We start from the raw sequence: 23,061 nt of genomic DNA, 5'->3' as shown, positions 1-23,061 counted from the left end.
GAAGGTCCTCAATTCTCGAACTCGTAGTCTGGTCTGGGAAGAATATCCGTGCTGCGCGCCAGCCAGACATACAGGCAGGGCAGGATGAAGATGCCGAACAGCAGCGCGCCCATCAGGCCGCCGACGATGACGATAGCGAAGGGCCGCTGCGAGTCCGATCCAATGCCGTGCGAGAGCGCCGCCGGGAGCAGGCCCAGCATGGCGACCAGCATCGTCATTACGATCGGGCGAAGCCTCAACACCGCACCTTCCACCGCGGCCTCTTCGACCGGGTGCCCATTGACGCGCATCTGGTTGATGTACTCCAGCATGATGATGCCGGTCTGCACCGAGACGCCGAACAGGGCGAGGAAGCCGACTCCCGACGACACGCTGAAGTGCGTATGCGTAAGGTACAGCGCGACCATGCCGCCCACTGGGGCGATCATGACGTTGCAGATCACCAGCATGGCCCACTTGAACGAGCCGAACATGGCATACAGGATCATGAAGATGACCAGGACGGTGATGGGCAGCACGAGCATCAGGCGCCGCGAGCTGCGCTTCTGGCTCTCATACTCTCCGGCCCAGTCCAGCTTGTAGCCGGGCGGCAGGGAGACCTGCTTGTTGACCTTCGCAATAGCCTCTTCTACCGTGCTGCCGAGGTCGCGATGGCGAACGCTGTACTTGATGGCCACATAGCGGCTGCCTTCCTCGCGATAGATCTCCTCCGCGCCATCGGTCACTGCAGGCCGCGTGAGCTGCGAGAGCGAAACCCGTTCCCCGGAGGGAGAGAGCAGGCGAATGTCGCCGATCGCTTCAGGGGTCGAGCGGAACTTCGGATTGTAGCGAACCATCACATCGTAGCGCGCCTCGCCATCCAGCACCTGCGTTACAGGCGCTCCCCCGAGGGTGCCTCCCACGGCGCCTTCGATCGCATTCTGGATGTCGGCCACATTGATGCCGTAGCGTGCCGCAGCCTGTCTATCGATGACATAGTTCAGGTTCGGTTGGCCGATGACCCGGAAGAGTCCGAGATCGGCGACGCCGGGAACCGTGCTCATTACCTGGACGATCTCATCGCCCTTGTGCTCCAGCGTCTTCAGGTCGGTGCCGTAGAGCTTCACAGCGAGCTCGCCCTTGACGCCGCTGACAGCCTCTTCCACGTTGTCCGAGATGGGCTGCGAGAAGTTCCAGATGACGCCGGGCATCTTCTCCAGTTCGCGGTCCATCGCCGCAATCAGCTCTTCCTTGTTCTTATGGAAGACCGGGCGCCACTCGTCCTTGGGTTTCAGGTCGACGAAGTACTCCGTGTTGAAGAAGCCGGTGGTATCGGAGCCGTCATCCGGCCTGCCGATCTGGCTGACCACCTGGGTGACCTCCGGGAAGGCCGCCAGCTCAACCCTGGCTCTATCGGCGATGGTGCGGCTCTCCGTGGGGCCCGTGCTGGGCGCTAACGATCCGCGCACCCAGATCGCGCCTTCGTCGAGATGTGGCAGGAACTCTGAACCGATGGCTCCGCTGAACATAAGAAATGCCCCCAGGCCCAGCAGTGCGAGTCCAGCAATGATGGGAACAGTCTTATGCTCGATGGCCCAGGTGGCATCGTGGCGATACCGCTTGGTAAGCCAGTGCATCACCGGGTTTTCCCATTCGGTCGTGCCCTTGGGGAACAGGAAGCTCGCGAGCACCGGCGCGAGAATCATCGAGAAGATCAGTGCGCCCAGCAGCGCGAAGGCAACCGTCCAGGCCATCGGCTTGAACAGGCGGCCCTCGACGGATTGCAGGGTGAAGATCGGCAGGTACGTCGTGATGATGATCGCGATGGCGTAGAAGACAGGGCGCTGTACTTCGTGGGCAGCCTCGCGAATGATCTGGATCGGAGTCTTGTCCGGCTGGCGCTTATGGCTCAGGTGGCGGACGATGTTTTCGATCATCACCACCGCGCCATCCACGACCATGCCGAAGTCCAGCGCGCCCAGGCTCAGCAGGTTAGCTGGAATGTGGTTGAGGTCGAGGCAGATCGAAGCGAACAGCAGTGCGAACGGAATGGTAATGGCAACGATCAGCGCACCGCGCAGGTTGCCCAGGAAGAAGAACAGGATGATCACGACCAGGAGGATGCCCTTGGTCAGATTGTCCAGAACCGTGGTGGTCGTCAGCTTGAGCAGCGTGCTTCTGTCCAGGAAGGGAACGATCGTCACACCCTTCGGCAGGATGCGCTCGTTGAGCTCCTTCACCTTCTCGTGGATACGCGCGAGCGTAGCGTCGGAGTTTTCACCCTTCTGGAGTAGAAGAACGCCCTCTACCGCGTCGCCGTCGTTGATGAGCTTGCCATCGACGCTGCGATAGGTCTTGCCGATCTGGCCGAGGCGAATCTTCGGCCCTTGCGCGACGGTCGCCACATCGCTGACACGCAGCGCGGTGCCGTTGGACGCCTTGAGCACCGTCTGCTCAATATCGTGCACGTTGGTAAAGAGACCAACCTCCTGCACGTTAATCTGCTGCTGGCCCTGTTCGATGAAGCTGCCGCCGGTATTGACGTTGTTGGCCGCGAGCTGCTGCTGCACCTGCGCGATGGTCAAGCCGTAGGCGATCAGCTTTTCCGGATCGACGGTTACCTGGTACTCGCGGGTGATCCCGCCAAAGCTTGAGACATCGACGACACCGGGTACGCTGCGGAACTGCTTTTCGAGCTGCCAGTCTTCCAGGCCCTTCAGGGCCATGTCGTCGTATTCGGGGTTCGTGCTCTTCAGGGTGTACCAGTAGATCTGCCCGACGGGGCTCCAGTCGGTTCCGATCTGCGGCTGAAGACCAGCCGGCAGCGTGACCTGGGAGAGCCTTTCCAGAACCTTCTCGCGGTTCCAGTCGTCCGCGCTCTCATCGTCGAAGATCATCATGATGCTGGAGATCCCGGCCAGGGTGGTCGAGCGCAGGTGGGCCATGTGCGGAATGCCCGCCATGCCGATCTCCAGCGGCACGGTGACCTGCTGCTCCACGTCTTCAGCGGAGCGGCCGGGCCATTGCGTAATGATGCTGACGTAGTTGTTGGCGACGTCGGGATAGGCCTCGACGGGGAGGTTATGGAATGAGATCGCTCCCCAGCCAAAAAGCAGCACGGCGGCGATGAGGATGATGAAGCGATTGTTCAGCGCAAAATCAACCACACGCTTGATCATTGCTGGTCTGCCGTATTCTGCAGGTCAAGCGCATGCAGCACTACCTGCTGTCCGACGTTCAGACCCGACTGCACCTCGATCAGATTGCCCTCGAGCGTCCGTCCAATTTTTACCTGCACCCGCTTGAAGGTGCCATTTGCTTCAGGCTCGAAGACATACGAGCGGTCGTGCAGTTGCAGGATCGCTTCCGCAGGGACTGCTGTCATGTCGACGGGCCGCAAGCCCAGAATCGACGCCGTGGCGAACATGCCAAGGCGCAATTGATTGCCGGGGTTCGGCACCTGGATTCTCACCTTTGCCGTGCGCAGGCTCGGGTCGAGTTGCGCTCCAATATCGCTGATGGTGCCGGAGAATACCTTGCCGGGGAACGCGTTCAGCCGGATATCGGCGTGCTGGCCAAGGTGCACATTGGCCAGGTCATTCTCATAGACATCGCAGATCACCCAGACGTGCGAGAGGTCGGCGATGGTCAACGAGCCTGCCGCTCCGGCGAAGGTGATGCCCGCCGCACCGGCTGCGGTGACGTTCTGCGCGATGATCACTCCCGTCGCGGGCGCATAGACCTTCACCATATCGCCGGGATGATCCTTGTCGACTCCGAGGATCTTCAACTGCTGTTCTGCCGCGGTGAGGTTGGCCTTGGCGTCGTCCTCGCCGTTCTGGGCACCCTCAAGCTGGGTCTGGGGAATCGCTCCCTTGTCGTACAGGAGCTTGTCGCGCTCCAGGGTAATCACGGTCAGATGCTCGTCGTTGACGGCCTTGAGATAGGCGTTGAAGGCCGTTGCCACATCCGGGCTTTGGACGTCCATCACCAGTTGGCCCTTGTGGACGGTGTCGCCGAGACCCACATGCAGGGCGGCTACGCGTCCATTGGCCAGGGAGAGCACAGGAATCTCACGTGAGACGTCCGGGCTGACGGAGCCTGTGACTTCGAGCGTGCTGACAACCGACCGCGCTACCGACGACTGAAGAGGAAACCGGCCGGGATTCTCTACCCGGACAACATCGTTGCTTCCTACATCGACCACCTGGGGTTGGGCGGCAGGAGCTTCCTGGGCCGTGTGGTCCGGTTCGTTATGTTTGCAGCCGGCCAGCCCAAAGAGCAGCAGGAGCGCAGATGTGCAGGCTATAGGGCAACGTACCGCATTGGCCGATCGCATCCTCAGACTTGTTCCTTTCCATTTTTCCTCTCGCGATCGCTTGCCAGCAAGGGGCAGTAAGACCTGGGGAGAGACGTGTGGCTTGCCGGATCGTTGCACCAGCGGAGGGTTAGTGTAACGCAGGGCGATGAAATGTTATGTAGTAGCTACAGTTTGCATGCAGGCGAGGTCTGGCCTGCTTCAGGCGCAAGCATCAGGAGCCAAGGCTCAACAACTGCTTGGACGAGTGATAGGGAAGAAAAGATGACGGCTATCGCAATGATTCTGCGATAGATGTCATTTGTGACGAAAGCGCTTTAGATCTGCGAGCGGCTGCCAGGCCGAAGGGGCGTTACTTACCCTTCGGCTTGGCCTTGGTTGCTGTTTTCGCTGCCGGTTTTGCGGCTGGCTTGGCCACGGTCTTTGCGGGTGCTTTTACCGGTGCTTTGACGGCAGTCTTTGCCGGAGTGCTCGCGACGGCTTTCGCTGGTGCCTCCGCAACCTTTGCGGGAGCCTTGGGCGTTGCCTTCGCTTCCGGTTCAGGAGTTGCGGTGGTCTGCGGTGCGGCGGTCTCCCCTGCAGCCTCTGCGGATTGGCGCAGGGCGTGCAGAACGACACGCAGCATCTCTTCCTCGGGTGCGGGCTTGCCGGTCCAGATCTCGAACTGGCGTGCTCCCTGCTGCACGAACATCTCCACTCCGGAGATCGCAGTCAGGCCCTTCTGCCGCGCCAGGCGCAGCAGCGGGGTCTCGATGGGGTTGTAAACCAGGTCGAAGACGATCCGAGCGACAAGATCTTCAGGCTGGAGCAGCGGAGCCGCTTTTTGCCCGGTCATGCCCACCGGCGTCGCATTGATGATGACGTCAAAACCCATCTTGGCGACGGCGTCGCGTTTGATGGTCTTGGCTCCGGCCTGACGGGCGAGCTTCTGTGCCGTCTCGGGGGTGCGATTCAGGATCCAGACCTCGGCGCCCTTGTCGCGGCAACCGAAGACGGCAGCCCGTGCCGCACCGCCTGCGCCCAGAACGAGCACTTTTGCGCCCTTGAGGCTCAAGCGCCGCTCCAGGGGACCGACGATTCCAGCAACGTCGGTATTGAAGCCGTAGAACTTGCCGTCCTGTGCTCGAAGAACCGTGTTGACGGCGCCGATCTTGGCCGAAAGAGGATCCGTGCGCTCAAGCAAGGGCATGATGGCTTCCTTCAGCGGCATGGTGACGCTGAGGCCCTGGATCGGAATCTCCCGCACAAGCTTGAAGAGGTCGTCGACCTTGGTCGCTTGCAGGGCAAGATAGACCGCATTCACCGTCTCGCGACGGAAGGCCGTGTTCATCATCAAGGGAGAGAGCGAGGAGCGGATTGGGTTTCCGGCAACACCGTAGACCTTGGTCGCGGCGTCTACCTGGTCGATGCGGTAGTCCTCGATCAGGGTACGCGCAGCGATCTGGCCGGGAGCCGTCTCTTCGCCCGCGTTAGCCGCGGCAAAGGTAAAGGCCGAACCAGCCCGAAGTCCGAGAACACGCGAGATGATGCCCGCTTCTCCCATACAGATGCCGACGATGCTGGACTTCGAACGGTCTTCCATGCGCTCCAGGAAGCGCATCAGCGTCAGATTGTCAGAGAGGGACTTGGCGGTCGGAACGACCTTGATGAAGTCGGGAGCAAAAGGTTCGATGCGGTTGTAAACGGCATCGAGATCTTTGGTCCCGTGAAAGTCATGGTGGCTGATGATGACGGCGGCGCCGGCTTCGCGCAGGCGATCCATCGTTGTCTTGGGAAGCTTCTCGATGGCTTCGAGTTCGATGTCGACGAGTTGAAATCCGCTTTCAGCGGCCTTCAATAAAACGTCGAGTGCACCGGTATTCGAACCTTCGAAGCGTCCGCCATTCTCTTTACATCGGCAGGTGGCGATCACCGTGGCGGCGCCATTTTCCGCAAGAAACTCTTTGAGAAGCGGAAGTGCGGCCATGGGTTTTGGCAGGTAATCGAGGCGAAACTCCAGAAAGGTCGTCTCTTTTAGGACGTTTGTAGCCTTTTCTATGAGTTCGTCCGGCGTCGCTCCGGTAACGGCAACACAGATCTTGCCGATGCGGGAGCGGAGGAGATGGGAGGCGATTTGGTTGGCAGTTGTCATGCAGGCAATCGCGGTATCGTAACCCGGAAACCTTTCAAATGCAAGGGGTTTAATGTGACTTTGGCCGGTCTGTGGTGGAAAAGTGCTGCCGGCTATTGGCCAATCGACAGATTAGACGCGGGAACGGCGCGAACGTTTCTTTACTATCTCGGAATTGCTTGAAAAGAAGGCTGTTGGAATGGGTGAAAGTCTTCATGAAAAGATTTGTAATTTTATTTACTAAACTGTGCGTCCATTTTGAAAGCTACACGTCTAATCCAGTAACTGAGAGGCAATTCCATTCTGTCCCACCGAAGTTGATTCCACATTCGCCCGTTTTTGGGCTCTTCCAACGATTCCTCAGTTTCTCCCTCCCCCTATGCCTCTCTCGGGCCCGCCGGAAAGCGGGCCCAGATTCTTTAAGGCCGAAACCGCCTTAGAATGGCCAGATGGCAGGCTTAGAGCAAACCCCCGGTATCGTCAGGATCGAAAAGTGGGCGGAGTATCCATGGCTACATGCGGGATTCAGCACTCGGCAGGGCGGCAGTTCCAGCGTCTACGGCGAAGGGGAGTTGAATCTTGGCTGGACGCCTGAGGATCAGGCGGAGACGGTAGCGGAGAACCGCAGAAGGTTTGCGGGTACCGTCACGGGCGAGCATTCCCTGGAGCTGGTTACGATTCGCCAGATCCACGGCAACGTGGTCTGCGCGGTAGAGGCCGATCATGGCCCGCTGGCAACGGAAGAGGGTAAGGCGGTCCTGCAGGGCGACGGCCTGATGACCGATCTCAAAGAGTTACTGCTCGGAATACAGACCGCGGACTGCACGCCGGTACTGGTGGCGGACACGCAGGCGCGGGTAGTTGCGGCGTTCCACGCCGGCTGGCGCGGAACACGGGCACAGATCGTTGAACAGGGCATTGCGGCAATGAAGCTCCGGTATGGCTCGCGTTCCAGCGACCTTATCGCTGCCATCGGTCCAGCGATCGGTCCCTGCTGTTTTGAGGTGGGTCCAGAGGTTCGGTCGAAGTTTGAGAGTGAGTTTGCCTATGCGCCGGAGCTCTTTTCCGAAGTTGGCTCGCAGATTCATCTCGATCTATTTGAGGCCAATCGAAGGCAGTTGCTCGATGCGGGCGTTGCAGCCGAGAAGATCAGTGTCGTTGGGGAATGCACGGCTTGCACGCGGCTGAGCGATGGCCGTCGGAAATACTTCTCTCACCGCAGCGAACACGGATTTACGGGCCGCATGTTGAACGTCATCGGGGTAACCGAACTTCGCTAAGCTGCTGTTGCTTTTGCCGTTGTTTTTGCTGTTGCTTTTGCCTTTCTTGTTGTCATTCCCGCAGGGAATCTGCTTTCTGCCCGCCACAAATATCATGGCCCCACCACCAAACAGCAGATTCCCTCCGGGAATGACAACAAGAAAAGCAACGACCCCAAAGCCCTACTTCTTGCAGAGCTCTTCAAACAATTCATCCCGATGAGCCAGGGCAAACCTATCGATGGAATCCAGGCTGCGCACATAGACGAACACCGCGACGCCCGCGAGTACCGCAAAGATCGGCAAGGGCAACCAGGGCATTCCGAAGAAGATCCCCAGGAACAGCAACCCGGCCCCGATACCTGCCGACCCCATCAAAAGACCCATGCTGATGAGCGCGCTCAGAGGGGACGCCTGCTTCCCGGACCCCATCTTGGCGACCGTGATCTTTTTGGGAGCTGTGATCGAGCGGCGATTACCCAGCGTCGTGCTGAACAGCAGAGTGGTCGCAGCCCACAACAGCCCGCTGGCGGCATTCAGCAGCGAGGGCATCCTGGCGATCATCGTAATAATGATAAAAACAGCGGCAATCTCGACAAAGGCAAGCAGGAAGTTCACCAGGTTCTTGGCGAAGAACACATCGCGCAAACGCACAGGAGCCATGAAATAAAACTGCGAACCTTCGGCTTCGAGGCCGAACGAGTTATACGCCAGCGGGGCAACACCCAGCAGGGTGTAGGCCATGGCCGCGGGAAAGAGCCAGGTGGCATTGCTATGCGTCGCCAGCCTGCCGGCGAAGAGGAAGACCATGACGACCGGCGCCACCAGGCTATAGAAGATGCCGGTATTGCGGCGAACGTAGAGCAGCTCTTTGCCGAGTACGGCTGTGGTCACCGAAGAGAGCCCCAGAAAACGGATCTCAGGTTGTGCTGCAGAAGAAGCAGGCGCAGCGGCGATTGACTTTGCCGGCGACTTGGCTTTGCGCGAGACGGCATTGGCTTGGTCGCTGAGGTCTTCGCCACGGAACTCCGTGCGCATTCGTAACGCGAAGACCGCGAAGAAGGCTGCGGCGAAGGCAGCGCATCCAAGCATGAACCCGAGAGCAGCGAGCGGCTGTCCGCGATGGGCGGCGACGAGCGAGGAACTGGTCAGTCCAGGCGGAAGTGCGGCCAGGAACGGCAGGGCATGGTGGTAGAAGTTGATCCCGGCATTCAGGCGGGCCGCGGAGACTGCGTTGGCCTGATGATGGTGGTTATAGGCGGGATTAAACGTGAAGTTTAGATACTGAAAGCCCAGCGAAAAGAAAAAGATCAGACCGGTAAAGATCTCACGAGCGCGCCGCGTCGAAAGCCAGCGGTCGACCCAGGCGAAGACCATCCGCGAGAAGAGCGCGTTGGCTGCCGCAAAGATCGCCAGAGAGAGCAGCGAATAGAACCAGAGCGCGGGCAGGGCGACGGTGGCGCCGACGGCAACCGCCAGGGCCATCAGCGAACCGATGACGTTAGCCGGGGTCAACAGGCCGAAGAACAGGCGGACAGCGACGTAGTTGCTCAGGCTCAGTGGGAAGCGAATGAGCTGCGTCGGGTCGAAGGTCGTTCCGGGCTGCCCAAGATTGATGTTGAGCAACTGGCAGAGGACAAAAGTCCCCCACAACAGCCAGGAGATGTGGTCGAGGTGCCCATTGAGCGCGAAGTAATACGCGCCGATGCCCACAAGAATGGTGGGCCCGAAGGCGAACCCGGCGAAGAGGGGATAGGTGATGATGCGGGCGATCATCTCGCCCGCTCCGCCCTTGCGCCGGAAGGCATTCACGGTGATGCGCCAGCGCAACTGCGCGATCGCGGCGAACTGGGCGCGAGTCTGCGCGGCAGTCCAGCGTCCGTCGTTGGGCGTGAGGCCTACCCCAGCCATTGCAGCTCCTGTTCGGGATGCGTGGCACCCGATTCGCCGCCGACTACATTGATGAAGATCTGTTCGAGCGTGAGCTTGGCATTGGGATCGGCGGCTTCACCATGCGCCAGCCGGGCCTGAACGCCGGCGCGCAACTCATCCAGCGAACCCTTGGCGACGATATGGCCTTTATCGATGATGGCGATGTGCGAGCAGAGCCGCTCGACGATCTCCAGCACATGCGAGGTAAGAAAGATCGTAGCGCCCCGGGCGATCATGCCCTGCAGCATGCTCTTCAGCGTCCCCGCGGCGATGGCGTCGACGCCCTCGAAGGGTTCGTCCAGGAACAGCACCTTGGGTCCATGAATCACGGCGGCCGCCAGGGCGAGCTTCTTACCCATGCCGTGCGAGTAGTCGGCGAGAAGCTTCTTCTGCTCGTTGGCCAGTCCCATGAACTCCAGCAACTCGGCGGTCCGCTGTTGCGTTACCTGCTTATCGAGCCCGTACATGCGGCCGACGAAGTGCAGGTACTCGGTCGCGGTGAGCTTGCCGAAGAGCGCCATGCCTTCGGGCACGACGCCGATGTGGCGTTTGACCTCGACCGGATTGTTCAGCATATCTTCGCCCAGGATCTGAATGCTGCCAGAGGTCGGCGCCAGCAGTCCCGTAAGCATCTTGATGGTGGTCGACTTGCCCGCGCCATTCGGTCCGAGGAAGCCAAAGAACTGTCCTGGCTCAACGGCCAGATCGATGCGGTCGACGGCGGTAAATCCTCCGTCGAAGCTGCGAGTGAGAGAGTGGGCTGCGATCGCGGGGGGCATAGGTCTTCGAGTGTACGGCAAAGCCCTTGCCTTTGCTCTTGCTTTTCTTGTTGTCATTCCCGAAGGGAATCTGCTTCTAGTGCCACCCCAAACGTCAGGAGAAGGGCTTATTAGGGAAGCTGCGGCGGTCCCACCAGGGGCGTCTTAACCGGAACCGCTGCGCCGACAAATTGGGTCACCGAAAGGTTCCCGGTATTGGAGACCCACAGGTTTCCGCTGGCATCGATTGCAATACCATAGGGATCCAGCATGGAAGCATCGCTGCCGAAACCAGCGTCCGGTGGCGATAGAAACGCCCCTGGTACGGAGGCGTCGGCACCTGCAACTTCAGTGAGGGAACCAGCGGGATTCTGATAGTAGTTGGTCACCCATACATTCCCTGCGCCATCCACGGCGATGCCATTGGGTGAGAAGAGCCCGCTATGTGCGCCCGAGAAGTTGTCGATGTTGGGGCTTGCTGCGGAGGTATTCGTAATCATGGTAATGCTGTCATCGAGAAAGTTTGCAGTCCAGACGTTGTCTTCCTGATCGACAGCGATACCTGCCGGGTGGTCGCAGCACGTGAGGTTCGTCACCTGCGAGCCGTCGGAAGAGATTCGAGTGATCGTCGAGCCAGCGCCAGTGTTGCCGACCCATGCATTATCGTTGGCATCCACAGCGATAGCGTCAGGTACCGCGATCAATCCTCCCCCTGCACCAATTGAGGCAGCAAGCACCGTGCCGCTGTCATTGAGCAGGGTGACCGTAGAGAGATTGGCGTTCGCTACCCATACATTTCCGTTCGGATCGGTAGCAATGCCCTGGGGGAAATTGATGCCTCCGTCCGTAAAGCCGCCTGTGCCGGAGAGTAACTGACCTGTTGGGGACAGTTCTATAACATCGCCAAGGCCGCTGTTTTGCGTGGTCTCCCGGTTTGCGATCCATACGTTGTCATGGACATCCAGTGCCATGCTTCTAGATTCGTTAACACCGGTACCTGTGAACCCTTCTGGGGCGACAGGAGTGCCGTTCGTAGAGAACTTCGCGACCGCACCATAGTCAGTCGCTACCCAGACGTTACCGGCAGAATCGATGGCGATGGCCCTTGGCGTCTGCTCCAGGCCGCCGCCCGTAATCGTCCTGTAGAGCAGCCAGTCCGGCGGAGCGGCGGTCAAGGATGGAAAGATAGCATTCGCCTGTGCCAGCGTATAGATGCTGCTCACGTTGTTGGCTGGATGACGTGCGATATTGAGCGCCGCATCCAGCGTATTGCCGGGAGTCGTTCCGCTTGTCGTCGCAGCGGAGAGCAGCGCCGCGCAGGCTGTCTCTCCCGCCGGAGCCATGCACGATGAGAGTGCATCAGCCAGCGTATTCAGCTTCGCGGTGGAAACCGTAACGTTGGCAGGCACCGCCGCTCCCGGGGAGGTTCCCGTGGCGATATTGACCAGGTTATTCGCAACGATAACGGCATTGGCAAGGCCCAGGGCATTGGTGGAGGTCGCACCCAGATTGCCTTCAGGCGCGAGAAATTGCGACAGCGCCCAGGCCGAGGCCACGGTCGTCACCTCGTTCAGAACGGCTGTGGTCGATGCTGTGATGTCTCCACACGCGCCGATCGGAGCCATCAGCCACAGATCGGCATTTGCCGAAGACGCACCTGCGGCCTGGCCGCCTTCTGCCAGTAAATAAGTGATAGCAGTTGCGGAAGGGCAGGTGTACCCGGACGGCACGGTAAAGCTGCCGGTTGCGTCGGTCGTGACCGCGCTGGACAGCAAGGCCTGTGGGGCAGAACCATTTCCCGAAGTGCCCGCTGCATAAAGTTGCACCGAAGCCCCGACGATCGCCTGCTGACGCCCTTGTACCTTGCCGCTAAAACCGACTCCGGATCCTGATGGAGGTGGTGGTGGTGGCGGTGGCGGTGGCGGTGGCGGAGGCGGCGGTGGTGGTGGTGGCGGTGGAGGCGGAGGAGGCGGAGGTGGCGGAGGTGGCGGAGGTGGCGGAGGCGGGGGAGGCGGCGGTTGAGTTACTACCGGTGGAGGCGTGGATGTTCCATGAGGGCTGATACTGCTGCTGGTGCACCCGGTCAGGGCGAGGAACGCGAAGAGTGGAATAGCAGCAAGCAGTCTCATTTGCATGGGGCTGTCAGAATAGCAAAGGGATTGCCTTGGTGTGATGAGGAGTGATGGGGCTACCGGGAAATTTAAACGTTACCGCTTACTTTCAGCGCGCGGCTCCGCGTACTTCCGCCGCACGCTCATGATCCTGGCCGCGCAACGCAACTACATTGCGGGCGGATGGTGGGGATCGATGGGCTGATGAGGTTCCTGAGTCTTTGCAGCCCTGACAGGCTTCGACTCTCCTGGATTGATCAGGTCGCGCAGGTCCTTGCTTGGCTTGAAGTAAGGGACGCGCTTGGCCGGGACCGAGACAGAGGCCCCGGTCTTCGGATTGCGTCCGGTGCGCGGCTTGCGCTGGCGCGTACGGAAGCTTCCAAATCCGCGGACTTCAACCTTGTCGCCCGATTTGACGGCTCCAATAATCGAGTCGAAGAGTGTATCGACGATAACCTCGCCATCGCGGCGGGTCAGATCGCCGAGGGCTATGACGTGGTCGACGAGTTCGGCTTTGGTCATGGCAAGGACTCCGGGAATGCAAAGTGCCGGCGGGTAGAACCTGCCGACGGTTTCAGTTTATGCCATCACTTCCAAAGAAAGTAAAAACCGGGAGCGCGATCGAGCAGTTTCGACGGATTTGGGAAGATCTCGTCCGTGCCGTCGCTCAGTAGAGCTGCCAGCCCGTGCTTCTCTTTCGCGGGGCGAACGATATGCGGTTCATCCTTAATACCCACCGAACGCGCGGTATCGATGAGGGCAATCCGGAATCCGCCCTGGGCGTCGATAAGTCCGAGCGGAAGCGCCTGTTCGCCGGTCCAGACCTGTCCGGTGGCGAGCGGCTTGATCTTGTCATCGCCTACATGGCGACCGGTGGCGACGTCATGGATGAACTGGACATACATATTGTCGACCAGCGATTGGAAGTAGGCCTCTTCCTTGGGGGTAAGGTCGCGGGTGGGGTCGCCTGCATCCTTGAGCTCTCCGGCATGGATGACGACATTCTTCATCTTGGCCCAGCGCAGCAGATCGCCGTAGTTGGTCCACTCCATAATGACGCCGACCGAGCCCACGACCGAAGCCGGGTTGGCATAAATCTTGTCGCAGGCCGAAGCAATATAGTACGCGCCGGAGGCTCCGACGCTCTCAATGGAGGCGACGATCTTCTTGTGCTTCTCCTGCCGGATGCGCAAGACCTCATGGTAGATCTCCTGCGAGGCGGCCGCTCCGCCGCCGGGAGAGTCGATGTGCAGGATGATGGCCTTTACGTTATCGTCATCTCCAAACTTCTGGAGCTGCTTGTCGACCTTATCGGCGTCGAGGATCACGCCGGAGACATCAATGACCGCAATCGAGTCGGAATCGAGGCTCGAAGTGCCGTCGGCATCGCTGCCGAGAGATTTCGCCAGGGACGCGACAGTAATGCAGATCGCGATGATGACGACTGCGGCGATGCCCCCGATCAGGGCCACCCAGAACCAGCCGGACCGGCGCGGAGCCGGAGGACGTCCATACGGTGGAGGAGCTCCATAGGCCGCGCGCCCATATAAATTGGGATCGCCCGGCTGGCCTGCTGGCGCGGCATAGCTTCCAGGGGTGTAGGGAGCGGAGGGCGGCGGCTGTTGAGGAAAATCTTCCGGCATGAGGTGGAGTGTAGCAGGGCGCGAAAGTAGGGAGATAGGGAATAACCGGGCCGAAGTGCACAAAAGGCCTGATGGCTGCGATAATTTTGGAGCGATAGAGATATCAAAGCGTCAAATGGATAGCGTATGATTGGGCGCGTATTTCCGGCGTCTCCGCCGCTGCTGGCTTGGGAAAGAGCACGAATGGAGCCGACAGGCGAAGAAGGACAGAGAGACAACGTGGCGCATCCAGCTTTGAGCATCATCATCCCGGCTTTTAACGAGCACGCGCGCATCGAGGGCACACTCGAGCGCGTGATGAGTTGCGTGCAGCAGCGTGGATGGGATGCCGAAGTATTGGTCGTCGACGATGGCTCGACTGACGAGACGGTCGCGATCGTTCAGCACTGGATGGAGACGCACTCGCGGTTGCACCTGGTAAAGAATCCGGGCAATCGCGGCAAGGGCTATTCGGTGCGCAATGGATTGCTCCAGGCCGCGGGCGACATCGTGATGTTTACCGATGCCGATCTCTCTTCACCTATAGAAGAGGCGGAGCGGCTATTTGCGGCTCTCGAAGCCGGTGCGGATGTTGCGATCGGCTCGCGCTGGCTCGACAAGCAAAAACAAACAGTGCATCAACCGCTGTATCGCCGGTTCTTTGGGCGCTGCTTCAACAGGGTGACGCGGCTGGCGATCGGGCTGCCATTCAAGGACACGCAGTGCGGCTTCAAAGCCTTCAAGCGCGAGGCCGCGCAGACGATCTTCCGTCTGCAGACGATCGAGCGCTGGGGCTTCGACCCAGAGATCTTATTTATTGCCCAAAGGCTGAAGTACAGAATCTCGGAGGTCCCTGTAACCTGGGGCCACGACGAGCGCAGCCGCATCAGCTATCTCAAGGACGGCATGAAGATGCTGGAAGAGATGGCAGAGATCCGCGCCAACTCCCTGCGCGGACGCTACGACGAGGCGATCGCCGCGATGAAGGACACCAGCAACATGGTGACCCCGCAGGTAGGACGCGTCGAAAACGCAGAGCACGTCGAAGCCCGGTAAAACCGCAGAGCCTGTCGAAGCCCGGTGCACCTTAATCCGAGCCTGTTTCTGTAGGCGTGTCATCGAGTCACGCGAAGCCTGCATGTGAATCACATGTGCCCCAGCGCTCCGATGCTCTAGTGCTCTGTCGCTTTGGGGTTTCGGTGTTCTGGTTTCGATGTTCCGGTGCTCTGGTGCTCTGCAGACCTGCAGACCTTCTGTAGACCTGCAGACCTGCAGACCTGTAGACCTGCCTCAAAACTAAGCCCCGCAGGGGCGACGCCATCATAGCCCAGGGTGAAACCCTGGGTAACAATACCCAGCGAGAAGGCGAGCCCTGAAAGGGCGATCTATCGGCGGTTGACCATGCGTATCGGGAACCATCTGAGTGGGGTGGTGAGGGAGTGAGTTAGCCAACGTATAGGTACCCTGCTCTAGATAAGAAAAAGTCTCCGTGGGCGCAGTCGGAATTGAATTCCACTCGACGGCCCGTCGTGGAATATTGTGGCCAGCTTTGATCTTGCAATCTGTATCCTGCACCAACCTCAGAGGGTCAGATATGACAGACGTACGAGCTCAAATCGCCGATGTTGCAACATAGTATTCGTATATCTGTCGTAGACTACCAAAGTCATCTTGACAGACAAATACGATAGCTCCATTGAATTCGTATCTATATTTTTGCTACTGTGCGTTCTGAGCGCTAACGGTGGCGTTTGCCCTTATGCCCACAAATATGCAGGTGAGGTGTTTTTTGGCTTCCAATGTTGTGAATTTTAAGTTACTCGCGCTCGTCGTAGTTATTTTCGGTGCTTCATTCAAAATACAAGCGCAGACAATCAACATCAGCAATGAAACGATGACGCCGACTTTCGGTGCCGGGCACTCTTATATCCAGGATCTTGCTGAAACTGTGAATCCCGCTAACGGCTCGGTTAGCGTACGCATTCAGCTTCCTGTACCGGCTGGGAGGGGTTTAACGGAGCCCTTCATGATGCGCTATGACTCGAATGCCAGAGGGGAATTGCGTGCAGACCCTTACGTGCCGGACCCGGACCAAGGAAATGTACCTGCTGTTCAGTGGTTCCAGAAAGACGTCCTTGGCATTAATGACACGGCTGGTTGGTCATACGGCTATCCTTCTGTGAGTCTGGAGGAGTATCAGACATGGTGTCCGTATAACAATGGCTATTCGTACCAAGGTACAGACGACTATATCTTCGAGGATGGAAGTGGTGAGCAGCACCCCCTGCGAGTTGCCTCGGTGATACCGACGAGAGGTTGCCCTCCCCCAACAGATTACTCCACAAATGGGGATACCTATGTCTATGCAACCTTAGGGGTGCCAGCTCAAGAGAATGTTGTCCCTCCGTTGAAGGTCTATGACTCTAATGGCACGACCTATTCATTTACCCAGCCTGGCGGTACTCCTGCTGGCATTTTGTTGGGGGATCAAAGCACGGCCTCCCAATCATCGTGGTTATCCTTCCCGGATAGCATCGAGGATCGTAACGGCAACATTATTAAATCGAGTAGTACCAGTGGCTCATATAGCTTTACAGACACGCTTGGCCGGACGGCATTATCATTTCCCAAGCAGGTACCAACGTCCCTGATCTCCAATCTTCAGGTGGGAAATTATAACTATAAGCTGACCTGGGCATCCCTCTTGAGTAGCACTGCAGGCTTCAACACAAATCCCGTGCAGGATTTCGGCCAACTGGGAGCATCCTCGTATTCGTCGAGTGCATTTGTAGACATTATTCACTGCTCGACAGTGCCCACACTTGGCAGCGGAAATATAGCTATTTCCTCTATTGCTCTACCAAACGGGGATACGTTTCAGTTTCATTACAACAATTGGGGCCTCTTATCTGAAATAGATTATCCATCAGGAGAGTGGGTCAAATATGAGTGGAAGCAAAGCGATCAGCCTTCAGATGTGGTTACCTTCGATGGAATCGAACAGATTCCACCCGGCGGGGGAGGTACTGGGATTCAGTCGGTCACGAGCATTCTTGACAATGGGTATGAGTCTGCCGGGCCAACCAATGAGGGATGGCATTACTTTGAAAATGCATGCGTTTTCAAGTATCAAAATGCCGTCATTGGTACTCGAACTGTAGGGTCAGGAACGACGACGACACAGGTACAGACTTTTACGTATTCCACGCAATGGGATCCTGCTAATTCTATTTTGTGGAAGACCAAATCGACAGCCGTAACTACCCAGGACGTTCTGCGGCAGACGACAAAAACGGCCCAATATACCTATACTCCACAAAATGCATTCACAATGACAGGTGTTGAAGTCCCTGCGCAGTTTGGAGGAAACCCTTCTTTCCAGGTCGCGGGTGTCAGGCCTAGCCAAGTGCCGGTAGAAAGTTCCATCCAATATTTTGATTGGGCGAGCCCCACCACTCCACTGGAATCCGTTACCGAGACCTGGGACGAACTCTTTCATCTTCTAAATAAAACAACAAGTTTCAACAGCGGACCCTCTTCCAGCGTCGTTACAACATGGACAGGTCCAGGTGCGTCTTTTCTCAATTATCCCACTGAAGTAGACGAGTACGACTTCGGTCAATCAGCTAAATATCGCTCGACGCAAACAACATATCAAGCGTTCACAGGCGGGCTCGGCGGGACGTTTTATAGTCCTTGTAAGAAACAAGTATTCGATGGCTCCGGCTCCACCACTCCAGTATCGGAGACCGACTTCTACTACGATGGCGGGAGTTCGTTATGCACTCAGGGAACGGGGCAATCACTTGCCTCAGTTTCATCATTAGTCTCCGGCACTCATGATGAAACTCTCTATGGAACAGGGGTAAGTGTTGCTCGGGGCAATTTAACGGAACAAGTTCAGGTTCTTGCCGGAGGCCAATCGCCTGAAGATACATATTCATACGACGAGACTGGTCAGATCCTTTCGCATACAGCGCCTTGTGGAAACGTGACTTGTTCCGATGTAAATGCAGCTTCGGAAACAACAAAGTATACATATACCGGATCAAAATTCTTCGATACAAGCGCGAGTGGAAACACGAATGCTTACGTAGCATCAGTCACTTCACCCCCTACGAATGGGGTGTCGCATGTCACGACGTATACGTATCGTCTCTCAGACGGCCAAATGTCTGAGAGCGTAGATGAAAATCTGCAGCCTACCGACTTTTACTACAACGATACAATGGGACGCCTGACGGATATCTATGGGCCAACTACCAATGGCCAGCGGGCACATACGCAAAGAGCTTATACGGATGGCATAAATCCATCCTGGCAAGACACAAATCCGATCGGAGTTGTTACAACAACCCAACTGGATGGTTTTGGTCGAACAGTTGAAGTAAAGAATGTCAGCAGCGGTGCCATTGTAGATACGACATACGATGGCATGGGGCAGATATGGAAGCAATCTAATCCATATCTAAGCGCCACCGACCCAACCTATGGATTGGCAATATCTGCCTATGATGGTCTCGAAAGAAAGGTTTCAGCAACGTGGCCCGATGGCGCATCTCATCAGTGGAAGTTTTCTCAGAACACTGTGACAGAGACTGATGAAGCAAGTAATTCATGGCAGAGAACATCAGACGCATTTGGTCGACTGACGAATGTGGTTGAGCCGGCAGGTTCTTCCGCCGCGTACACCTACGATGCACTTAATAATCTAGCAAGCATATCTCAATATGCGCCCACGCAATGCATTAACGAAGGTGGTGGCGCGAAGGTATGCTCGGTCCATTTTGGGCCTAACCTCGCACGCACCTTCTCCTACGACTCACTTTCCCGCCTGCTCGCAACGCAAAATCCAGAAACAGGAACAATCAGTTACATTTACGACGTCAACAATAATCTAAAGAGCAAGACGGATGCACGCGGCATCACGACGAATTACAACTACGATGCGTTGAATCGGTTGATATCGAAGACGTATTCGGACGGGACCGCTAGCGCTTCCTTTGGCTACGACGAAACCGGCGATTGGGGAGCCGCCGGCTGTGGGGGAACTGGTTTTGTGCAGTGCAACACGATTGGCCGGCTATCGTCGGCTACCGTGCCTAACGTGACCCAATCTATATACAGTTATGATGCGATGGGCCGGATGACGATGAAGTCTACCTGTGTGGCCAGCCTGTGTGGCTCTGACGGGATCGATCAATTCTTTACTTACGACCTGGCAGGAAACCCTACCAGTTACGATCATGGCACTGATGTGGGACGAAATGCCTATTATGGCGGTCATGGATTGAGTTATGACAGCGCTGGCCGGTTGAGTCTTGTCACTGGATACCAGCAGCCAGCGAGCCCGTCTAATCTCTTCAAGGCTACCTCTTATGGACCGGTGGGTCTATTGGAGTCGAGCCTGGGGAATGGTCTGAATGAGACCCGCTCGTACGACAATCGAATGCGGCAGACGAGCTATAACGCCCTCAATGCGGCCCCGACATCTTCCCCATCGTCTTTGATTGGGAACATGGACACTTTTTACAATAACGATGTTGTCCGCTTCCCCAATTTGTCTATCAACGGAAGTGCACTGCCCCAGAACGGCTTGCTCACGGTTGGTGGATGGGCAGGTGACGCGCAAAGCTGCCCAGTGGCTGCCGTTGAGATCGACATCGACCAGACGCCCATTGGTTATGCTTCTCTGGGAGTATCCCGGCCCGACGTGCAACAGATCATATATGGCAACGACGGGCAGCATGCGAACTGCGGGTACAACTTCACCGGAAGCATCGGGGGCGTTTCCGTAGGGCCGCATACGGTAAATGCCTATGCCCTGGATGCCTCTGGAAATCGCCAAATCCTGGTGGATGGGCCTGGCAACAACACGATCACCGTCAGCGCCGATGCCGCTCCTAACGGGACCATAGACGGCACGCTCCCAGGCCAAATCACCTCGGGGGGACTGATGACCCTTGGTGGATGGGCAATCGACAGTCAGATGCATGCCCCTGTCGGGGCTGTAAAAGTTCTAATCGATGGTGTGCCCATCGGATATGCCACACTAGGCGGGGCTCGTCCCGATGTCGCGATTTTCTTCGGGGATCAGCGGTATGCCAATAGCGGTTGGAATTTTACCGGAAGTATTGGAAACCTCTCTGTGGGGCAACACACTGCCTCGGTTATCGTCTACGACAGTGGAGGACAGAGTTTTTCACCGGCGGCAGTTCCCATCAGCGTAGTTGCAGACACGGCAGCTGTGCGCAGTAATTTCGATGTGTTGCAGAACGCGTCGAACCAGACTTCCGTGATGCCGCTCAACGGGACCATCGTTGCTAAAGGGTGGGTTGGTGAATTCCAGAACGAGACCTCCTGTGCGGCGAATATTAGCCGGGTCGATATCCTGGTGGATGGCAACTACGTGGGACAGGCGCAGACCGGCATCACTCGGACAGATGTGGCGGCCAATTTGCAAAATCAGAGTTGTCTAAACAGCGGTTGGCAATTCACTGGCCAGGTGAGCAATATCGACCCTGGAGTCCATACCTTTACGGCAAGGGCATACGATGAAACCGGTGGATCGACGATAGTCACAAGCGTCGGGCCGATGACGATGCAGATCAATGCGCAACTGTCCCCCGCATCGGTAACGAATCCTCTGCCATCGCAATACGCCTGGTCGCTGGGGTATGAGCCGAACAGCAATGTGGGATACGCGTTCGACTCGGTGAATGGCAACTATGCCTATCTATACGACAACCTCAACCGTCTTGTAGCCGCGGGATCGAGTACCACAGGGTTGCAGTGGAGCTATGACTCGTTCGGAAACCGGACCTCGCAGGTGGTAACTGCTGGTTCGGGAACCAGCAGTTACGAAACGTTCAATGCGAAAAACCAGCCGAACGATGTGGCCTTCGATGCGGCCGGGAATGCTCTGGGCACTGGTGTAGTTCCACTGCAATACGACGCCGAGAGTAGGCTGATCAACGCCAACGGTACCCGCTATGTCTACGATGCCGAGGGACAGCGTGTGGCCAAGTACAGTGGCAACACGCTCACCAACGTTTACCTGTATGACCAAGCGGGCCACGTGATCACCGAACTGGATGGTTCCTTCAATGTCATCCGCCGGGAGGTCTATGCTGGATCGCGACATCTGGGAACCTATGACCAGAATGGCAATCTGACCTACGTGTTGTCGGATTGGCTTGGCACGGAACGTGCCAGAGCCAATAGCGCTGGAACGCTCTGCGAGACTACTACCAGTCAACCTTTCGGGGATAACCAACAAAGCAGCGGGACCTGCTTTCCGTCTCCAACGTTCTTTACCGGCAAAGAACGCGACACAGAATCAGGGCTGGACTACTTCGGGGCCAGATACTACGGTTCAAACATGGGCCGCTGGATGTCCCCCGATTACAGTCATGATCCTGACCCTGTTCCATATGCTGATCTGAGCGATCCCCAGAGTCTGAATTTATACGGATATGTTGGCAATAACCCTCTTTCACAGACGGATGACGACGGCCACTGTTACGGGCAGTCGCAAAGCTCCATTTGGTCGTGCATTGGCGGTTTCTTTCACAACCTTTTTGCGGCGAGCAACGATAATTCGTCGGTCACGACTTCTCAGACCGGCTTTGTTTCTGTAGGTCCTGTCTCGGTTAACGTAGGCGGGGTTGCTTCAGGAATGGTGACCGAGCTACGCAATGAGAGCCAAGATGCATATGGCTCGCTGCGAGGACATCAAGGGCAGGGACAGCCTCCGATCCCCCTAAACAATGATTCACAGCGGATTGGTGCTGGTATTATTTTTGCGGGAATGCTTGCCATTCCAGATGCTGGAGAAGCCACCGACGCAATCGAAATCCACCATCTGCTTCCTCGACAGTTCGCTTCGTTCTTTGAGCGGGCGGGCCTAGACGTGGAAGATCATACAATTCCGTTGGGCAGAACTCAACATAGGCTCAAGCCAAATGGTGTGCATGCACAGGGGTCTGATGGTTGGAACCAGACATGGGCCAGATGGATCGAGAACAATGGTAACGCGTCGAAACAACAAATCCTTGCACAGCTAGCAAGAATGCGAAAGGCTTTCGGGATCTGATGGAAACAGTGAAAAGAGAAGTTTTTCGTTTACAAGCCGACTCGTGGGACTTACGTGGTACTTGGAACAAGTCCACAGACCTTGCGTCGGTTATTTGTCCAGTTGATCCAGGCCACCAAAGAGCGGGCGCTCGATTAACTGAGCTGAACGTCAATTTCGCCAAGGCGGCACTCAAGAACGATTTTATTTGGAGTTGGTACTCGGAATGCCTTGTACGCAAGGATGTGGCTGCCGCGCTGAATTCGATGGGGCTAACTGGACTTTCCACGCGTCCTGCTGTAGTGACAAGCGGAAAGCAGATTTATACAGATGAATATGTGGAGTTTTTCGCGACCGGTTGGGGTGGAATCGCAGCTCCGGAATCTGGTGTGCATTTAACTTACGAGTGCTCGGCCTGTGGCATGTTAAAGTACAGCGGCGTTAAGGACTGGACAAAATTAGTTGATTGGAGTCAGTGGGATGGATCGGATATTTTCATGGTCTGGCCTCTTCCCAGCTACATCTTTACTAAGTTTGACACTGCCCAGATCCTGAAGGACTCTGGACTCACCGGGCTTGAACTTAAACCTATTGAAGATTTAGAACCCCAGGATGAGCTGAGCCCAGGGCGAATGTCATACCGGTTTTCGCCTGAAAATCTCGATCGCCATAACATTCCAAGCAGCATCAGGTAAAAGTCCGCCATGCTACAAAAACGGGTCGCTCACATGTACTTGAAAATATTGAGGGACTTATTCACGATAGTGCCATCGTGATGCGTGGGGTGGTGAGGGGGCGGGTGAGCCAACGTATAGGGGCGGATGGCCAAGGTCTGAATCGAAAGCAAAGAGGGTGCCCGACATCTCACTTTTGATATATGGGCTGTAGGATGAGTGAC

At 57.1% G+C, this 23,061-nt stretch carries 13 protein-coding genes; 5 read left to right on the top strand and 8 right to left on the bottom strand.

All coding sequences use genetic code 11. From position 1 onward, the window contains the following. Nucleotides 1-8 precede the first annotated feature (8 nt). The 3 genes from ACIX8_RS20960 to aroE all read right to left on the bottom strand — a co-directional run bounded on the left by ACIX8_RS20960 (nt 9) and on the right by aroE (nt 6,428). A complete protein-coding gene (locus tag ACIX8_RS20960; RefSeq protein ID WP_014267391.1) occupies nt 9-3,158 on the bottom strand; it encodes an efflux RND transporter permease subunit in 3,150 nt (1,049 codons plus the stop codon). Then, entirely contained in the window at nt 3,155-4,318 is a 1,164-nt protein-coding gene (locus ACIX8_RS20955) for an efflux RND transporter periplasmic adaptor subunit (protein ID WP_014267390.1), read from the bottom strand. The genes ACIX8_RS20960 and ACIX8_RS20955 overlap by 4 nt, the downstream gene beginning before the upstream one ends. 331 nt (nt 4,319-4,649) lie before the next feature. Continuing rightward, nucleotides 4,650-6,428 carry a shikimate dehydrogenase gene (gene aroE, locus ACIX8_RS20950; RefSeq protein ID WP_014267389.1) on the bottom strand — a complete coding sequence of 593 codons (1,779 nt, stop codon included), beginning with the start codon at nt 6,426-6,428 and terminating at the stop codon, nt 4,650-4,652. A 428-nt stretch (nt 6,429-6,856) separates the two neighbouring features. Between aroE and pgeF the strand changes: the two genes are divergently transcribed. Beyond that, the gene (gene pgeF, locus ACIX8_RS20945; protein ID WP_014267388.1) at nt 6,857-7,687 is read left to right on the top strand and encodes a peptidoglycan editing factor PgeF; all 831 of its coding nucleotides are present in this window, start codon (nt 6,857-6,859) and stop codon (nt 7,685-7,687) included. A gap of 162 nt (nt 7,688-7,849) precedes the next feature. Here the strand turns inward: pgeF and ACIX8_RS20940 are convergent, their stop codons facing one another. The 3 genes from ACIX8_RS20940 to ACIX8_RS20930 all read right to left on the bottom strand — a co-directional run bounded on the left by ACIX8_RS20940 (nt 7,850) and on the right by ACIX8_RS20930 (nt 12,182). Beyond that, nucleotides 7,850-9,577: a hypothetical protein gene (locus tag ACIX8_RS20940; RefSeq protein ID WP_014267387.1), complete on the bottom strand. Its 1,728-nt coding sequence runs from the start codon at nt 9,575-9,577 to the stop codon at nt 7,850-7,852. Beyond that, nucleotides 9,565-10,377, bottom strand: coding sequence for an ABC transporter ATP-binding protein (locus tag ACIX8_RS20935; protein ID WP_014267386.1), 813 nt, complete (start codon nt 10,375-10,377; stop codon nt 9,565-9,567). Before ACIX8_RS20935 ends, ACIX8_RS20940 begins: the two co-directional genes overlap by 13 nt. A 110-nt stretch (nt 10,378-10,487) precedes the next feature. After that, complete coding sequence (locus ACIX8_RS20930; RefSeq protein ID WP_014267385.1) at nt 10,488-12,182, bottom strand: NHL repeat-containing protein; 1,695 nt, start codon at nt 12,180-12,182, stop codon at nt 10,488-10,490. Between the two features lie 65 nt (nt 12,183-12,247). On the opposite strand from ACIX8_RS20930, the gene ACIX8_RS26045 reads away from it, so the two are divergent. Then, nucleotides 12,248-12,418 (top strand): hypothetical protein, encoded by a 171-nt coding sequence (locus ACIX8_RS26045; RefSeq protein ID WP_014267384.1) that lies wholly within the window; start codon nt 12,248-12,250, stop codon nt 12,416-12,418. A gap of 217 nt (nt 12,419-12,635) precedes the next feature. On the opposite strand, the gene ACIX8_RS20925 is transcribed toward ACIX8_RS26045, so the two are convergent. Next, nucleotides 12,636-12,989, bottom strand: a complete 354-nt coding sequence (locus ACIX8_RS20925) for an HU family DNA-binding protein (protein WP_014267383.1) — start codon at nt 12,987-12,989, stop codon at nt 12,636-12,638. A 65-nt stretch (nt 12,990-13,054) separates the two neighbouring features. Beyond that, nucleotides 13,055-14,110, bottom strand: a complete 1,056-nt coding sequence (gene sppA, locus ACIX8_RS20920; RefSeq protein WP_014267382.1) for a signal peptide peptidase SppA — start codon at nt 14,108-14,110, stop codon at nt 13,055-13,057. 183 nt (nt 14,111-14,293) lie between these two features. Between sppA and ACIX8_RS20915 the strand changes: the two genes are divergently transcribed. The 3 genes from ACIX8_RS20915 (at nt 14,294) to ACIX8_RS20900 (ending at nt 22,858) form a co-directional block, all read left to right on the top strand. After that, nucleotides 14,294-15,145 carry a dolichyl-phosphate beta-glucosyltransferase gene (locus tag ACIX8_RS20915; RefSeq protein ID WP_396247866.1) on the top strand — a complete coding sequence of 284 codons (852 nt, stop codon included), beginning with the start codon at nt 14,294-14,296 and terminating at the stop codon, nt 15,143-15,145. Nucleotides 15,146-15,878: 733 nt separating this feature from the next. Further along, nucleotides 15,879-22,184 carry an RHS repeat-associated core domain-containing protein gene (locus ACIX8_RS25375; RefSeq protein WP_190273715.1) on the top strand — a complete coding sequence of 2,102 codons (6,306 nt, stop codon included), beginning with the start codon at nt 15,879-15,881 and terminating at the stop codon, nt 22,182-22,184. Next, on the top strand, nt 22,184-22,858 hold the full coding sequence (locus ACIX8_RS20900; protein ID WP_014267379.1) for a hypothetical protein: 675 nt from the start codon (nt 22,184-22,186) through the stop codon (nt 22,856-22,858). Before ACIX8_RS25375 ends, ACIX8_RS20900 begins: the two co-directional genes overlap by 1 nt. Nucleotides 22,859-23,061: the final 203 nt, after the last annotated feature.

This window comes from Granulicella mallensis MP5ACTX8 (assembly GCF_000178955.2).
In the GTDB taxonomy this organism is placed as follows: Bacteria; Acidobacteriota; Terriglobia; order Terriglobales; family Acidobacteriaceae; genus Granulicella; species Granulicella mallensis.
The sequence above is the reverse complement of the archived record's forward strand: the minus strand, read 5'-3'. Positions and strand labels throughout refer to the sequence as shown.

What these genes read in the sequence shown, in the direction of transcription:
- ACIX8_RS20940 (WP_014267387.1), bottom strand. Translation starts at nt 9,577, where the DNA reads ATGGCTGGGGTAGGCCTCACGCCCAACGACGGACGCTGGACTGCCGCG.
- ACIX8_RS26045 (WP_014267384.1), top strand. Translation starts at nt 12,248, where the DNA reads ATGGAGGTGGTGGTGGTGGCGGTGGCGGTGGCGGTGGCGGAGGCGGCG.
- ACIX8_RS20925 (WP_014267383.1), bottom strand. Translation starts at nt 12,989, where the DNA reads ATGACCAAAGCCGAACTCGTCGACCACGTCATAGCCCTCGGCGATCTG.
- ACIX8_RS20915 (WP_396247866.1), top strand. Translation starts at nt 14,294, where the DNA reads ATGGAGCCGACAGGCGAAGAAGGACAGAGAGACAACGTGGCGCATCCA.
- ACIX8_RS20900 (WP_014267379.1), top strand. Translation starts at nt 22,184, where the DNA reads ATGGAAACAGTGAAAAGAGAAGTTTTTCGTTTACAAGCCGACTCGTGG.
- ACIX8_RS20935 (WP_014267386.1), bottom strand. Translation starts at nt 10,377, where the DNA reads ATGCCCCCCGCGATCGCAGCCCACTCTCTCACTCGCAGCTTCGACGGA.
- sppA (WP_014267382.1), bottom strand. Translation starts at nt 14,110, where the DNA reads ATGCCGGAAGATTTTCCTCAACAGCCGCCGCCCTCCGCTCCCTACACC.
- ACIX8_RS20960 (WP_014267391.1), bottom strand. Translation starts at nt 3,158, where the DNA reads ATGATCAAGCGTGTGGTTGATTTTGCGCTGAACAATCGCTTCATCATC.
- aroE (WP_014267389.1), bottom strand. Translation starts at nt 6,428, where the DNA reads ATGACAACTGCCAACCAAATCGCCTCCCATCTCCTCCGCTCCCGCATC.
- pgeF (WP_014267388.1), top strand. Translation starts at nt 6,857, where the DNA reads ATGGCAGGCTTAGAGCAAACCCCCGGTATCGTCAGGATCGAAAAGTGG.
- ACIX8_RS20955 (WP_014267390.1), bottom strand. Translation starts at nt 4,318, where the DNA reads ATGCGATCGGCCAATGCGGTACGTTGCCCTATAGCCTGCACATCTGCG.